The organism is Pedobacter sp. ASV28 (assembly GCF_016428855.1).
GTDB lineage: Bacteria > Bacteroidota > Bacteroidia > Sphingobacteriales > Sphingobacteriaceae > Pedobacter.
Genome location: NZ_JAELTN010000093.1, coordinates 1 through 15,038 on the forward strand (window position 1 = coordinate 1; position 15,038 = coordinate 15,038).

13 protein-coding genes are annotated in these 15,038 nt (G+C 37.9%); 7 read left to right on the forward strand and 6 right to left on the reverse strand.

The window, feature by feature from the left end; genetic code table 11:
* Window positions 1-464 (reverse strand): PLP-dependent cysteine synthase family protein (locus tag JHD79_RS21245; RefSeq protein WP_199121371.1); only part of this gene is annotated, 464 nt, incomplete at its 3' end.
* A gap of 155 nt (window positions 465-619) precedes the next feature.
* Window positions 620-1,705 carry a DNA-processing protein DprA gene (dprA, locus tag JHD79_RS21250; protein ID WP_370583367.1) on the reverse strand — a complete coding sequence of 362 codons (1,086 nt, stop codon included), beginning with the start codon at window positions 1,703-1,705 and terminating at the stop codon, window positions 620-622.
* A 113-nt stretch (window positions 1,706-1,818) separates the two neighbouring features.
* On the opposite strand from dprA, the gene JHD79_RS21255 reads away from it, so the two are divergent.
* On the forward strand, window positions 1,819-2,187 hold the full coding sequence (locus tag JHD79_RS21255; RefSeq protein WP_199121373.1) for a BlaI/MecI/CopY family transcriptional regulator: 369 nt from the start codon (window positions 1,819-1,821) through the stop codon (window positions 2,185-2,187).
* A complete protein-coding gene (locus tag JHD79_RS21260) occupies window positions 2,187-3,887 on the forward strand; it encodes a M56 family metallopeptidase (RefSeq protein WP_199121374.1) in 1,701 nt (566 codons plus the stop codon). The genes JHD79_RS21255 and JHD79_RS21260 overlap by 1 nt, the downstream gene beginning before the upstream one ends.
* A gap of 1 nt (window position 3,888) precedes the next feature.
* Here the strand turns inward: JHD79_RS21260 and rsmG are convergent, their stop codons facing one another.
* A complete protein-coding gene (gene rsmG / locus JHD79_RS21265; protein ID WP_199121375.1) occupies window positions 3,889-4,524 on the reverse strand; it encodes a 16S rRNA (guanine(527)-N(7))-methyltransferase RsmG in 636 nt (211 codons plus the stop codon).
* A 26-nt stretch (window positions 4,525-4,550) separates the two neighbouring features.
* Complete coding sequence (locus JHD79_RS21270) at window positions 4,551-5,672, reverse strand: glycosyltransferase (protein ID WP_370583368.1); 1,122 nt, start codon at window positions 5,670-5,672, stop codon at window positions 4,551-4,553.
* Window positions 5,673-5,980: 308 nt separating this feature from the next.
* On the opposite strand from JHD79_RS21270, the gene tgt reads away from it, so the two are divergent.
* The 5 genes from tgt to JHD79_RS21295 all read left to right on the forward strand — a co-directional run bounded on the left by tgt (window position 5,981) and on the right by JHD79_RS21295 (window position 13,636).
* A complete protein-coding gene (tgt, locus tag JHD79_RS21275; protein WP_199121383.1) occupies window positions 5,981-7,111 on the forward strand; it encodes a tRNA guanosine(34) transglycosylase Tgt in 1,131 nt (376 codons plus the stop codon).
* Window positions 7,112-8,215: an LptF/LptG family permease gene (locus tag JHD79_RS21280; RefSeq protein WP_199121376.1), complete on the forward strand. Its 1,104-nt coding sequence runs from the start codon at window positions 7,112-7,114 to the stop codon at window positions 8,213-8,215. It begins immediately after the preceding gene.
* A 1,667-nt stretch (window positions 8,216-9,882) separates the two neighbouring features.
* Window positions 9,883-12,693, forward strand: a complete 2,811-nt coding sequence (locus JHD79_RS21285) for a hypothetical protein (RefSeq protein ID WP_199121377.1) — start codon at window positions 9,883-9,885, stop codon at window positions 12,691-12,693.
* A 4-nt stretch (window positions 12,694-12,697) separates the two neighbouring features.
* A complete protein-coding gene (locus tag JHD79_RS21290) occupies window positions 12,698-12,982 on the forward strand; it encodes a hypothetical protein (RefSeq protein WP_199121378.1) in 285 nt (94 codons plus the stop codon).
* 279 nt (window positions 12,983-13,261) lie between these two features.
* The gene (locus JHD79_RS21295) at window positions 13,262-13,636 is read left to right on the forward strand and encodes a hypothetical protein (protein WP_199121379.1); all 375 of its coding nucleotides are present in this window, start codon (window positions 13,262-13,264) and stop codon (window positions 13,634-13,636) included.
* 278 nt (window positions 13,637-13,914) lie between these two features.
* Here the strand turns inward: JHD79_RS21295 and JHD79_RS21300 are convergent, their stop codons facing one another.
* A complete protein-coding gene (locus tag JHD79_RS21300; RefSeq protein ID WP_199121380.1) occupies window positions 13,915-14,358 on the reverse strand; it encodes a hypothetical protein in 444 nt (147 codons plus the stop codon).
* A gap of 125 nt (window positions 14,359-14,483) precedes the next feature.
* Entirely contained in the window at window positions 14,484-14,870 is a 387-nt protein-coding gene (locus JHD79_RS21305; protein WP_199121381.1) for a hypothetical protein, read from the reverse strand.
* Window positions 14,871-15,038 lie beyond the last annotated feature (168 nt).

The window sequence follows — 15,038 nt, forward strand, 5'->3', positions numbered from 1 at the left end:
GCTTGGGTATTAGCCAAATTATCATATTGATTAGGTTTCCATGAATTGGGCACTTCGCGTTCCAAGCGGGAAGAAACCGAATAATACGACCTTGGATCTTCTGGTTCTACATTGGTAGGGCAAACAATCACTTCTGCACCAAAGGCACGCAAGGCATCTACTTTTTCTTTAGATTGTTTATCGGTAGTGGTAAAAATACATTTATAACCTTTAATGATCGCGGCCATGGCCAATCCCATTCCCGTATTGCCCGATGTACCTTCTATAATAGTTCCACCTGGTTTTAGCTTACCACTTTTCTCTGCCTCTTCAATCATCTTTAAAGCCATACGGTCCTTAATGGAATTACCCGGATTGGTGGTTTCAACTTTCGCCAAAACAGTTGCCTCAATTCCTTTTGTAATGTTATTCAATTTCACCAATGGCGTATTGCCAATGGTTTCCAATATATTATTATACCACATGTTACAAAAGTACAGAACAACAATTAGTATTTTATTACCTAATATTTATTTGGAATTAAATTCTTAAAAATCAATTTTAACAAAATTTAATTCCTTAAACTATATATTTGATATACTATATATACTATAAAATTGGGCAAAGGGATTTTTTAAAGTTAGGGGAGCTTGTATAATTTACCCGGTAAGGCTACAATGATGCCTTTCATTTCTAAAGTTAACAGTATAATGGCCAATTTACTTTGTGCCAGGTTTAGGGCTATTGAAATTTCATCTACTGTAAGCGCTTGTGTATCCAAAGTACCTATTACCATTTTTTCCTCCTTACTTAAGCCTATTGGCAATTGCGATTGGACCTTCTGCTGTTTTACCTGTTGCTCATCCCATCCTAAATAATAGATCAGATCTTTAGGATGATTGATCAGCCCTGCCCTATTGGTTTTGATCAAGAAATTACAGCCCTCAGAAAATTCGTCGTTAATCCTTCCCGGGAAGGCATATACATCCCTATGATAAGAGTTGGCTAGTTCGGCAGTAATCAATGCGCCACCTTTTATCGATGCTTCCACAACAATAGTTACATCGGCCATGCCTGCTATTATTCTATTTCTTTTGGGAAAATTTTCCCGATCTGGTTTATTCCCGGGTAGAAATTCGGTCAGCAAGCCCCCTTGTTGAAGCATTTTTGTGGCCAGTTCCTTATTTGCAGCCGGATAAATCCTATCGAGGCCATGCGCCAGTACACCCACTGTGGGTATCTCTAAGTTCAAGCTTTCTTTATGTATTGCCGAATCAATGCCATAAGCCAAACCACTTACTATAAGCACATCAAAAGGTTTTAGCACTTCACTTAACTGTCTGCACAATGCCTTACCATATGTCGTAGCATTTCTTGTTCCCACCACACTTACTATCCGATGATGATTTAAATTGGCCGTACCTTTATAGTATAATAACAGTGGTGCATCATAACAGTTCCTTAACCGCTGCGGGTAGTTATGATCTTGGTAAAAAAGCACCTCTATTTTGTGCTTCTCAATAAAGGCCAGTTCTTGTGCTGCCAATTCCAAGGCCTGCGTAGTGAGTATAGAATTTGCTGTTTTTTCTCCAATACCTTCTACGTTCATCAATTCTGCCTTACTGGCACAAAAAACATCCTCTGCATTGCCAAAATGGGCAAGTAAGTTTTTGGCCAACATTGGTCCTACATAATCTATTAAACTAAGCGCTATTTGATGCAACATACCCATAAGTAAATAATATAACTGAAAATCAACTACTTACAATTAAACTATAAAAATAGTTTGTAAACTATTTTTATAGTTATAACTTTATTCAATAAACAATATAACTTATAATGAGAGAATTAACAAAAGCAGAAGAACAAACCATGCTCATTCTTTGGGAAATCAAAGAAGGCGTAGTCAAAGATGTCATCGAAAAAATGGAGTCGCCTAAACCTGCCTATAATACGGTATCGACAGTAATCAGGGTACTGGAGGGAAAGGGATTTGTGGGCCACAAAGCAATAGGCAATACACATATCTATTTCCCTATCATTACAGAAGAAGAGTATAAACATTTTGCTTTTGACAAAGTGATGAGCAACTATTTTGAAAACAACTATCAGAGTTTGGTTTCTTTTCTGGTTAAGGAGAAGAATATGGATATGAATGAACTTGATGAGTTAATTGCCCTGGCCGAAAAACTTAAAAATAATAAATAATGAACTGGTTATATTATTTGCTCGAAGCAAATCTGTATTTGCTTATTTTTTATGGCTTTTTCCGCCTGTTTTTGCAGCGTGAAACGTTTTATAATAGTAATAGGTATTATTTACTGTTGAGCAGCATCACTGCTTTTATATTGCCCATATTGCAATTGGGCTTTTTAAACCCTGCACCACAAGCTGTTGACCTGGCAGCAACTTTTCCCATGCCTATATCACATACAAAAGAAGAGTTAGCCAAAATAGCTGCTACATCTATTCCAGAAACCATAGACTATACGACTTATTTATATCCTATTTATTTGTTTATCTGCTGTGGTTTTACACTTAAACTCATGGTAAGCCTTTCAAAAATTGTTCGTCTTTGGCTTACTGCCAAAAAGGATCGGAAAGGACCTATAACCATAATCGAGCTAGAAAAAGAGAAGTCGGCATTTTCATTTTTCAATTTACTGTTTATCCATCCACAACTTGCAGAGAGACAAACCGTGGTAAAGCATGAAATGGTGCACATTAAGCAGAAACACAGCTGGGATATCCTATTTTTTGAGATCGTTCAGGTAATCTGTTGGTTTAATCCTATTCTATATTTCCTAAAAAAAGACATTAAACTACTGCATGAATATATTGCAGACGAGTTAACGACTAGTACCGACATACAAAAGCATGATTATGCTATGTTTTTGATAGAAAACTCATTTGGAGTTGTACCCACTCCACTTACCAATCAAATTTTCAATCAATCTATATTAAAAAGGAGAATCAATATGTTAAACAAAAAAAGAACGACTGGCTGGGCAAGGTTCAGGCTGCTGTTAGCACTTCCATTAGGTGGAGCAATGCTATGTACTTCTACAATGGCATTTACTAAAGACTACGGCTACATAGATTTACTCCCAGAGAAATATTTGGCACAGGATACTCTCAAAAATGTTAAAAAATCTTTAACGAATGCAGATAAAAAAGATATGTTCTACAGCAAAGCAGATAAAAGATATTTTTTGATTAACGGAAAAGTCTGGAAAACCAAAAACAAGTATAAAGGTATATTAAACGCAGACCAAATCAACTTTCTTGATGAAGAAAAAGCAATGAAAAAATATGGAGTACTTGGAAAAAATGGTGCGGTAGAAATTACAGGAACCAACATTAAATATCTGCCCCTAGTTAATGAACCACCTGCTATCGAAACGCCACCTGCAGGAAAAAAATTAAAGAGATTTCCGCCTCCTGTTGTAAAACCCGATCCGAAAACCAATGCAAGTTTAATCAAAGAAATAGAAATGGCACCAACCACGAAGATCAAGGTACAAGCGCTTGATCTGGCTTCCATGCGAAAAGTAGAAGGCCTAGAGCTATTAACCTCAGAAAACCAGCACAATAAACCGGAAATTGAAGGTACAATTAAACAAAAAGTACAAGGAATAAAACTAGAAAATAGCCAAACTATTCCTGGGAAAGAACTCAAAAAGCAAAATTTAGAAGTTAACCCGATACCAAAAGTGCAGGAACTACAGCTCAATGAGCCTCAATCGCCCCAAACAAATCCTGCCTTACAAGAGGTTGTTGTAGTAGGCTATTCCAACAAAAAAGCAGATAATGTTCATGTTAAAGAAATTGAGCTTTCCGTACCTGAAAAACAAAACAAGAGTACCAAAGAGGTAGTAATAGTAGGCTATCGTACCAAAAAGAACTAAATTATTGGGGTACGTAAACCACGTACTTGGTTTCGAAAAACTCTTCCTCAAAATAAGCTGAAAGTGGATATAATTCTGCTTTCAGCTTTGATTCGCTAATTTCTTCGGTCAAATCGCCGCCCTTTAAATATAAAATTCCATTGATAATGGCATTTTTATTTTCCTTTATAAACTTTCCCCTTACCCAAGGATAAAAATCGGCCAAACGAGTTACTGCCCTTGACACCACAAAATGATATTTATCTGTAATTTGTTCTGCCCTTGAATGGCTGGCCTTCACATTTTGCAAGCCTAAAGCTGCCGCTACTTCAGAAACCACTTTTATCTTTTTGCCAATAGAATCTACCAAATGAAACTGTGTTTCGGGAAACAGAATGGCCAATGGAATTCCCGGAAACCCACCACCTGTACCTACATCCAACACTTTTTCACCTGGTTTAAAAGTACAAAACTTAGCTATTCCCAATGAATGTAATATATGACGCTCGTACAACTCTTCAATATCTTTTCTAGAAATAACATTGATCTGTGCATTCCAAAAGCTGTATAAATCAAACAGTTTTTCAAACTGCTCTTTTTGCTTTTCGCTTAGCTCCTTAAAATATTTAAAAATGATAGCTGGTTTTACTTCGTCCATATGTTTGTCCTTTGGGAAATATAAGGTTATTTCCAAGATACTTTTTTCACAAATATAGACAGAATAGCATTAAACACTAGAAAAACCATCAGAATGATGTCCAAAAATGGAAACCACCAGCTTAGCCCCCCATAATTTAACCTTTTCAGCAGTTTAGGATAAACGAAACACCTGACGATCAAACTTAAAAGAAAGATACCCAATGCCACATATAATGTTTTGGGAAAGCACAATAGGGCAATGGTCAATGCATAGAAAACAAACTGGACTGTAATCTGTAAAGACAGAATAAACTTGTGTTTTGCCTTATAAAAATTACCTGCACCAATATGCCTTTTCTTTTGTCTTAGGTAGGCAAAAAAAGAAGTTTTTGGCTCACTCCAAACATGGGTCGACTTGTGGATCTGAATGGTGGTATTTTGTGAATTTGCATTGGCATTTACAAATAGGTCATCATCTCCGGAAGGAATATGCATATGCGAAGCGAAGCCCTTATTCTTAAAGAATAGCGATTTTTTATAGGCCATATTTCTGCCAACTCCCATATACGGCATCCCTTTAAGGGCGAAAGAAAGATAGTTCACGGCTGTAAAAAAGGTTTCGAAACGTATCAGCGCATTCAGTAAACTTCTCCTTTTAAAATAGGGGGAATAACCCAGAACAATTTCTATATTTTCATCGGCAGGTTGCTGCAGCCCCATCAACCAGTCTTTAGAGGCCGGCTCACAATCAGCATCGGTAAACACCAACCAATCATGGGCGGCAGATTTAATGCCCATGGTTACCGCAAATTTCTTTCCCGCTATGAACTTATCGCCATCTGCCACGTTTACTACCTTAAGATTTGTATAACGTTTTTCAAATTCCTCCAATATTTCATTTGTACCATCCCAAGACCTATCATTAACCACCACCACTTCAAAATCAGCATAGTGCTGTTCAAATAAACTCGGCAGATACTTTTTCAGGTTCTCAGATTCATTACGGGCACATACAATCACACTGATTGGATTTCTTGCATTACGGGGCAATTCAGGCACCTTATAGCTGGCCAATTTCGCGTGCACGCCAAGCACATAATAAAGTTGGATGATCAGACAAAAGATGAGCGTGCCCAGAAGACAAATTTCGATTAGGTTAAATTCCACGATGGTACTTTAAAAGCTAGCAAAGGTCTGCTTTTTAATCCAATTTGCCTATGATGTGGAAAAAATAGTTGCTTGGTTATTGATGACCCGATGTTGTTTTAAATCTCTTATCTAGTTCACATAAACCTCGTAGGTTTTGAAAACCTACGGTTTACAAAATGACACAGACATTTGTGAGCAAAGGTTGCACTGAAAGCAGCAGTGAACATACTTTTCAAATCATCATACAACTAAACTATACAGCAATTAAACAATTACCCCAAATAATACTTACTTTTGACGGATTTTTTGAAGAGGATACAACCGATATGAAATTTAATTTACAGGCTAACGACCCAAAATCTAAAGCTAGGGCAGGCACCATCACCACGGCCCATGGCGAAATAAAAACCCCCATCTTTATGCCTGTGGGTACTGCCGGAACGGTTAAGGCGGTGCATCAAAAAGAACTAAAGGAAGACATTAAAGCTCAAATTATTTTGGGCAACACCTACCATTTGTACCTTAGGCCCGGACTTGACATCTTAGAGCCCGCCGGAGGTCTGCATAAATTTATGGGTTGGGACAAGCCCATCCTTACCGATAGCGGGGGCTACCAGGTTTACTCTTTGAGTAAGGTGAGAAAAATCAAGGAAGAAGGAGTTACCTTTAGGTCACATATTGACGGCTCCAAGCATTTATTTACGCCAGAATATGCTATGGACATACAGCGCACCATTGGTGCCGATATCATTATGGCATTTGACGAATGCACGCCCTATCCCTGCGATTATAAGTATGCCGCCAATTCTATAAACATGACACATCGTTGGTTGAAACGTTGCTGTCATCGCGTAGATACCACTCCACCTAAATATGGTTATGAACAAACCCTTTTCCCTATTGTACAAGGTTCTGTATATAAAGACCTGAGGATAAAATCGGCCGAATTTATAGCTTCAATGGAAAGAGATGGCAATGCCATAGGTGGTCTTTCGGTAGGTGAACCAGCTGAAGAAATGTATGCCATGACCGAAGTAGTTTGCGATATCCTTCCTTATGACAAACCCAGGTATTTGATGGGCGTAGGCACTCCTATCAATATCTTAGAGAATATTGCCCTTGGGGTAGACATGTTTGACTGCGTAATGCCAACCAGAAATGCCAGAAATGGCATGCTATTTACCAGAAATGGGATCATTAATATTACCAATAAGAAATGGGCCAACGATTTTTCTCCCATCGATTCTGAAAGCGACCTCCTGGCAGATCAGGTCTATTCCAAAGCTTACTTAAGACATCTCATGCACAGTAAGGAGATTTTAGGCGCACAAATTGCTACCCTTCATAACCTTCATTTCTATCTTTGGTTGGTTGGCCAAGCAAGGGAAAAGATCATAACGGGAGAATTTTATGAGTGGAAAAACAAAATGGTTAGTATATTAGGCACAAAACTTTAAATGAACTTCATCAAACAGCGTTTAAAAATCATAGATGCCTACATCATTGGCAAATATTTGGGTACATTTATTTATACGCTGGCTGTTTTTGTGATCATTATTGTCATTTTCGATCTTTCGGAGAAATTCGACGATTTTTTGGAAAATGACCTTAGCATTTGGCAGGTCATTTCACAATACTACGCTGGATCTATTCCTTTTTATGTGAATATGCTCTCTCCATTGATGAACTTCATTGCCGTCATCTTCTTTACCGCTAAAATGGCCGACCAAACTGAAATCGTGCCCATTTTAAGTGGAGGCGTAAGCTTCAATCGTTTTCTTAGGCCCTACTTTATATCCGCTTTCATTATATTCTCCGCCAATCTTGTTTCAAACCTCTATATATTACCCTACACCAATAAAATCAAGAATAAATTCGAGAACGAGGTGGTGAAAAAGGACGATCCTTATACCAAGTCCAATATCCACATGAAAATTGACGAGAACACTTACATTTATATTGACAATTTCGATAACCGCAGCAACATCGGCTATCGTTTTGCCCTCGATAAATTTAAAGGAGACGTATTGGAAAAAAAGCTTATTGCTGAACAAATTGCCTATGATTCAACAAAAAGGGTATGGAAACTTAGTAATTATAGCACCCGAAATATAAATGGACTAAAGGAAAGCATGACATATGCTAATGGTAAGACCAAAGACACCATACTGGACATGAAACCCGACGATTTTTCGGTGTATGACAATGTAGTGGAAAGCATGAGCAGCAAAGAGTTGTCAGACAAGATCAAGAAGGAAAAAATAAGGGGTTCTGGCGTGATGAATGACCTATTGTTTGAACAATACAAAAGATACATACAACCACTTTCCGCTTTCGTGCTTACCTTAATTGGCGTAGCCTTGTCCTCAAGAAAAGTAAGAGGAGGAGTTGGTCTTCCACTTGGGATGGGCATTGTGCTAAGCTTTGCCTTCATTGTTTTTAATCAATTCACCAAAATGTTCTCTACAAAGGGCGGACTGCATCCTCTACTCGCCAACCTATTACCCACGATATTTTTTGGTCTCCTAGGGCTTTATTTGATCCGAAAAGCACCAAAATAAGTCCTTGTCAACTCATTCTATTGCAATGGAACAATAGGGCCCCTATTATATATCAAAGCACAATAAGCTATTGAAGACATCCTCTTATCTTGCCCATCATATATTGCCAACGGATCGCTTATTCTTTTTACAGGTGCGATATAGCGCCTTATATTGAACTAAAGCACATCAGCTAACCCTTATTACCCTACCTAAATCAGCTATGTAATACCGATTATATGAACCTAAAAAAAACACTTCACACTTTATCAAAGGTGATTTTACCACACATTTGCTTTCCTGCCCATATGCCCGGCAATGACACTTCATGTCTTCCGCTTTATTTATTTTTAGCGGTTCCAAAGAAATGCTTCCTCAAAGGTCAAGACCGGATTTTGATCCAATTTTAAAAGGCTTTTCCAAGAGTTTCACCTATCACTAAGCCCCTGTCCAAGCCTTGTAATCCACGTCATCAAACCCCTCAAAAAAAACCAATTCCATACCTAACCTCACTTGGTTCAGCCATCAAATTTAGGCCTGATCAGCAGTCACCCAACTACCATAAAACTTCCTTTACCCCCACTTTAACGGACTAAAAAAGTTCGGAAAACAACCCTCTAAAAGTAATTTTTTACTCAGCAAACATCCCACTCAATAATGGGGCATGAGCTTATTTTTTTGCTTGGATATAACTTGCCCACCTCCCAAAAATATGGCTATGCACCATGCAAACTCAGCCTTATTCGACACCTAAAAAGTATCTTTAAGCAGCAACATTATTTCATTAACCTACAACTTATTTCCATCTTTTTATCTATTATTTTAAGGACTAACTCGACCGCGCCACCCCATACCACTAGCCTAAAACTTCATCATCAGTTTTATTAACAAGCTAAAAAAAATAATACATTTTGACCAAAAATAATAAAACCAAAAAATATTAAATCTCCACACCTCCCAAAATCTTCATTACAAAAAAGCAAGTAACATCAACCTAATTTTAAAAATGAAACAATGACAAACCAAATCAAAATACCAAAAAAACATCTATTAAAACACAAAAAAAAAGACAGGGAATAGTATTAAAATTTTCCCTTTCAGAACCCACATCAACTCAAAAAAAAACACCAGAAAAACCAAAAATCTCAGCAAAAAAAATTAAAAAAAACACCTAAAAAACCACTTAAAAAATTATCTATACCTTAAAAAAAAGCAACCCAAAAACCCCAAAAAACAATCACCTCAAAAAACACACTATCCACACAGATCAAACATTCAAAACCACCAAACGAATCACACCATCAAACACAAGAAAAAGACTACTCATAAAACACAAAACAAAGCAAAAAAAGACAACAATTATCTCAAAAAAAAGCCTCAAAAAAATTGACAGCACTATACATTTCATATACATTTTTAAAAAATGACAGTAAATTTTCTTCTTAAAAACCACCTTAATAGTGTAGATACAATTCGGATATTAATATTATATTAGTAAATTCAAAATAGCATTTAAAAAACAAAAAACAACCTCAAAAAACAACATAAAACAGCAAAAACAACAAACAAAAATAAAAATCATTAAAAATTAAAAATCAGTAACTTAAATACCATAATATATTTTTTTAATTTAAATAAACGAAATACAAAAACCTACAAAAAACTAATTTTTTTAGCACACCTTTAAAATGCAAAAACACATAAATTTTAAAAAATTAAAAATCAGTTCATTAACACTAATTATATTAAGTTTTTGTTTTTTAAATGGTTTTTCCCAAATTTTCGACGATAGTCAAAGCCCTCTTAGTGTAAAATGGCGACAGATTGAACATGGTGGTTTTAAAATTATCTATCCTACCCTACTTGAAAAAGAAGCCCAAAGAATGGCCAATACCTTCAGCTTTATCTACCCTGTTGTGGGGCACAGCTTAAACCGCCAAAAAACCAAGATACCGATCATCCTTCAGAACCAAGGAACCATCTCAAATGGCTTCGTTCAACTGGCTCCAAAAAAGTCGCAATTCTACACTACCCCACCCCAACAGTTCGATAGTCAAGACTGGCTAAATAACCTCGCCGTGCACGAGCTTAGGCACGTTGCCCAATTTGATAAAATAACAGGCATTACAGGATACCCCTTTCCAGAAGAAATCTACTTTGCCTACCTGGGTGCAAGTACACCGATCTGGTTTCTGGAAGGAGATGCCGTAAGTATAGAAACTGCACTCACCCACTCGGGCAGGGGAAGACAGCCCAGCTGGATCATGCCCTTCAGAACCTCACTACTTACAGGAAAAAAATTCTCTTACTCCAAATCTTACTTTGGTTCCGAAAAAGACCAAAACGCAGGTTATTACCAATTGGGGTATTTGCTCACTTCACAACTGCGAAACGAGTATGGCAAAGACATCAGCAACCAAATATTAAGCGACCTCAACAAGCGGCCCTTGAGGCTTTATCCTTTTTCCCAAAGCCTAAAAAAACTGACCGGAAAAAACACCAGACAATACTACCTCCATACCTTGGACAACCTGGAGGTACAATGGAAAAAACAGGATGAAAAAAATCAAAGCATTGCCTACACTGCCCTAAACCAAAAAGCCACATATGCCACCAATTATTACCTGCCCACCCAACTGCCTAACAAAAACATATTGGTCATTAAAACCAGTAAAAGCGAAACCCCTGGTTTTGTATTGATCAGGCCAGACCAAACAGAAGAACCGCTATTCAAAATTGCCTATCAGGAACAACCATGGTACAGTTATGGAAGTGGGAAACTGGTGTGGGACGAAAACAGGAGCGATCCAAGATATAAACAGAGGAGCTATAATGTCATCTGCATTTACGATTTCAATACCAAAAAGAAAAAGCAGCTTACCCACCAAACTAGACTTTTCTCCCCTAGCCTATCGGGCGATGGCAAAAAATTAACAGCTGTACAAATAGACCTTAGCAATCAATGCCACTTGGTCACCATCAATATCGAAACTGGCAAAATAGAAGAAACATTGCCCAACCCAAAGAATGATTTGCTTCAAAGCCCTGCATTGAACCACGACGGGTCTAAGTTAACCTGGATTAGCGTGAGCGAAGAGGGCAAATCGCTTTGGCTTAAAGAAGGCAGCAGTGAAAACCTTAAACTTATCGACACTACCAGACAGCAGCTCTACAGACCAGTGTTCATTCGCGACGAGATCGCATTTAACGCTCATTACAGCGGTATTGACAATATTTACAGCATAAACCCTAACACCAAAAAAATAAGCGCGCTAACCGCCTCTAAATACGGTGCGTTCAATGCCAGCATTTCCATAGATGATCAACTGCTTTTCAACGACTATCAATTCATGGGCTACGAAGTGGCAAAAACAGCCATCGAACACCGTCCCATCCCTCCTAATTACTTTGTTTATTTTGGCCAGGCTGCCGAAGAGCAAGAAAACAGGAACAACATTTTTTCACATATCCCAGACAGCAGCTTCCAATCAAAACCATACAGCCCTTTAAAGCACGCTTTTAATTTCCATACCATTAGCCCAACTTCAGATGACAATGTAGAACGGGTCGGTCTGCAGTTAAAATCCAACGACCTGCTCAATACCACCAGCTTTTACACGGGGGTAACCTACGAAAGCTCATTGAGAAGATTTGAATATAATGCCGGATTAAGCTACAAAGCTTTATACCCCGTCTTTAATGCCACTTACAGAAACAGACCCCGTTTGGCCAACTACAGCTACAACAACACCATAAGACAGGCCCAATGGCGCGAAGATTATTTCAGCCTAAAAGCTTCTGTCCCCATTAGTTTCAATTCATTTAACCATCAGTTTAGCTTAATCGGTGAGGTAGGCTCTTATTACGTTCAACGACATTTCGATCCCATTGATGCGGCCAGACTAATAGGCACCATCAAATTTCCGATGAGTTATAGAATAGGCTTTAACCATCAGGTAAGAAGCGCAGAAAGGGATATCGCTCCGAAATGGGCGCAGATTATTGAGTTTAAGTACCAGAACCTTCCTTTCGACCAAAACCTGAGTGGCAAATTGTTTGCCTTTGAAAGCTACTTATATTTTCCAGGCCTGGCTAAAAACCATACCCTATTGGCCAGTTTTAGCTACCAGCAAAACACGGGCCTATTCAACACCGTTAATGAAATTCCTACCGTTTACGGTTACAATCAGATTAGGTCCCAAAGCCTTTTACAAAACACCTTATTGTTCAATTACCGTTTTCCATTCCTTTTCCCAGATGCAGAAATAGGCCCGTTTGCCTACATTAGAAATGTAAGGGCCAATTTCTTTAGCCATTATGAAAACATAGGCAAAGAAACCAACCTGGCACAACCCAAAACCTATGGATTGGAAGTAAGGAGCGACATCAACCTGTTACGCTACCAACCCATAGTTGATGTAGGCGCACGATTAATTTTCGTTAACAAAATTTACAATCAAAATCCTATATTCGAAGTATTGTTCAATTATTATTTTTAAGGCCATGAAATCAAAAACCATATTTATCATTATACTTACCGCCTTGCTCACCATTTTCCTAATGGTCAATAACGATGCCGTAGAATTTAATTTCATCATCGGTTCGCCCGTACTGGTCTCTAAACTGATTGTCATCGGTATCTGTATACTTATTGGTTTTATTTTGGGCTTTATTGCCGGACGCCCAAGAACCACTCACCGCAGCTATAATGATGAGATTGAAAAAAATCACCCTGCTCAAGAGAACAAAAACACCTTGAGTGACGAGGATAGGGATTATATCAGCTAATCTTTTTTTAGAAAAGCAACTTTTGCCCTTTTTCCATTTCGGTCCTGCCTTTGGCTCAACCCAATATTTACCTGACTAAGTCTAAAGATAATATTGGGTAACGCTGCCAGTCAGGTTTATTTATGTGCAGTCAACTGCCCGTCAACTTAGCCCTCAACTTAAATCCATCCGCTTCCTTTCCATACCAACTATTGCCCATTATCAATGTCTTCCTTTTCAAAAAGAATATTTCACCGGCTTATCCTCATATGTAGCCTTCTGTTTATCTACAATTTGGCTTTGGGGCAAAAGTCTTGGGATAAGGCAACATTTGCGCTAACCTGCAAGGAATCGGAGAAAAAATGGAATTCCTTAACATTGGATGGCAAAATATTCTGCTATTGTTTTTTGAACAAAAGTTATCAGGACACCAACCCTGACGGCACGTATAATTTTTGGGGAACGGTACTATTGGACATAGACAAAAATAATGTCGACAGCCTAACAGGTATAAAAATTTGCGCCCTCATTAGCAAAAAAATAAAGCTCAACAAATTTATTGTTTTCCGCACCTGTAAGGCCTATAAAATCTACATTTCCTCTACCGGCCCAAAAAACGAGGCAGAAAAAAGATACCTAATCGAAAACCACTTTGGCACCTATACTGGAAATTGAAAAACAGTGTTTGGCCAACTGGGTATTTTTTGTTAATCTTTAATCGTTCTGATCATCTTTAGTAAATAATTGACTTTCTCTTCCATGTGGCGTATCTGGAAATCAACCTCTGCCATCTCAAATCCAAATGCCCCATGGCTCGTACGCTAAATATTATAGAATTTTTCAAGGGTGTTGCCACTGCACCGTAATAGACAAAACTGTGGCCAGCGAAACAGTATGCGGCTGGTCAGCTCTTGCAAAAAGTATGATTTGCGAACAGATAAGTCATTGCTTGTTTAAAGTTTCCTAAAACGTTCGCCCAAAATGATAGCATATCCCATATCATAGGCCATAGTAACTTCTATTCTATCAAAAGTTCCGGCTTTGTTTCCCTTCCAGCCAGTCTCGCCATTGCTACCATATTTTAAGATCAGCACGACTTGATAATTTGAATTTACCTCACTTTTTCGTTTGTTAATTTTCCCTTGCGCATCGGTTTCTATCCAGTACTCTACAGGGTAAGCTTTTACATCGTGCACCTGAAAGTAACCGCTTCCATCTTTATTAATTTCCACTATTGGCTCTTTAACTTTTTCATATTTGTACAATCCGACAATTTCTGGTGGGATAGCCTTTATACCGTAATAAGTATTTCCCTCAACGGTAAACTTTTCAACTTTTTGTGCGGCTACATTTGCTGCGAAAGCCATAAACAATATGGCAAAGATGAATGATTTCATAACTTACTGTGTTTAACTTTTATTTAATATAGAAGATTGTTTTAGCTCCTTTTGTTTACACTGAATGTTGTTGGCGAAGAACTCCCTCCACAGCGAAAAACTGTTGTTGAGGGAAGCGTTGTCGTTTATAAATGTTCTAATTTTACACTTTTAATGATTGTTTTTCTATCAATATTGGCTTTTATGTCAAGACTGAACTTATTGGGTAAGTAGGTAATTTGTTTTTGTATTCCACAGTCAATTCCATTTATAGTATAAAATAAATACCCGTTTTTACTTTGAATAACCAATTCGAATCCATTGTTAAAATTTAAGTTTTTATTTTCTATAGCACCTGCTTTTTTATAGCCTTTATTCAAAAAGGCAGTTACAGTCTTTATATTTTCTCCTTTTGTGAAAAATAAAAGATTCTCGTAATTAAAAGCACCATAGCTTGGTGTAAATTCCGGATTAGGCATTTTGACAGAAAAAGCAGACCAATCTTTATATTCTTCATATTTCTTAGTGTACATTAGATAAGTATCAAATAAATAATACTGACCTATTAAAATAGCTGTCTCTTATACACATCTCCGAGCCCACGAGACCTGCGTTACCATCTCGTATGCCGTCTTATGCTTGAAAAAAGGGGGGGGGGGGGGGGGGGGGGGGGGGGGGGGGGGGGGGGGGGGGGGGGGGGG

Excerpts from the sequence above, each read along its gene's own strand:
- JHD79_RS21285 (WP_199121377.1), top strand. The coding sequence starts at position 9,883 with ATGCAAAAACACATAAATTTTAAAAAATTAAAAATCAGTTCATTAACA.
- JHD79_RS21255 (WP_199121373.1), top strand. The coding sequence starts at position 1,819 with ATGAGAGAATTAACAAAAGCAGAAGAACAAACCATGCTCATTCTTTGG.
- JHD79_RS21260 (WP_199121374.1), top strand. The coding sequence starts at position 2,187 with ATGAACTGGTTATATTATTTGCTCGAAGCAAATCTGTATTTGCTTATT.
- rsmG (WP_199121375.1), bottom strand. The coding sequence starts at position 4,524 with ATGGACGAAGTAAAACCAGCTATCATTTTTAAATATTTTAAGGAGCTA.
- dprA (WP_370583367.1), bottom strand. The coding sequence starts at position 1,705 with ATGTTGCATCAAATAGCGCTTAGTTTAATAGATTATGTAGGACCAATG.
- JHD79_RS21305 (WP_199121381.1), bottom strand. The coding sequence starts at position 14,870 with ATGTACACTAAGAAATATGAAGAATATAAAGATTGGTCTGCTTTTTCT.
- JHD79_RS21300 (WP_199121380.1), bottom strand. The coding sequence starts at position 14,358 with ATGAAATCATTCATCTTTGCCATATTGTTTATGGCTTTCGCAGCAAAT.
- JHD79_RS21280 (WP_199121376.1), top strand. The coding sequence starts at position 7,112 with ATGAACTTCATCAAACAGCGTTTAAAAATCATAGATGCCTACATCATT.
- tgt (WP_199121383.1), top strand. The coding sequence starts at position 5,981 with ATGAAATTTAATTTACAGGCTAACGACCCAAAATCTAAAGCTAGGGCA.
- JHD79_RS21290 (WP_199121378.1), top strand. The coding sequence starts at position 12,698 with ATGAAATCAAAAACCATATTTATCATTATACTTACCGCCTTGCTCACC.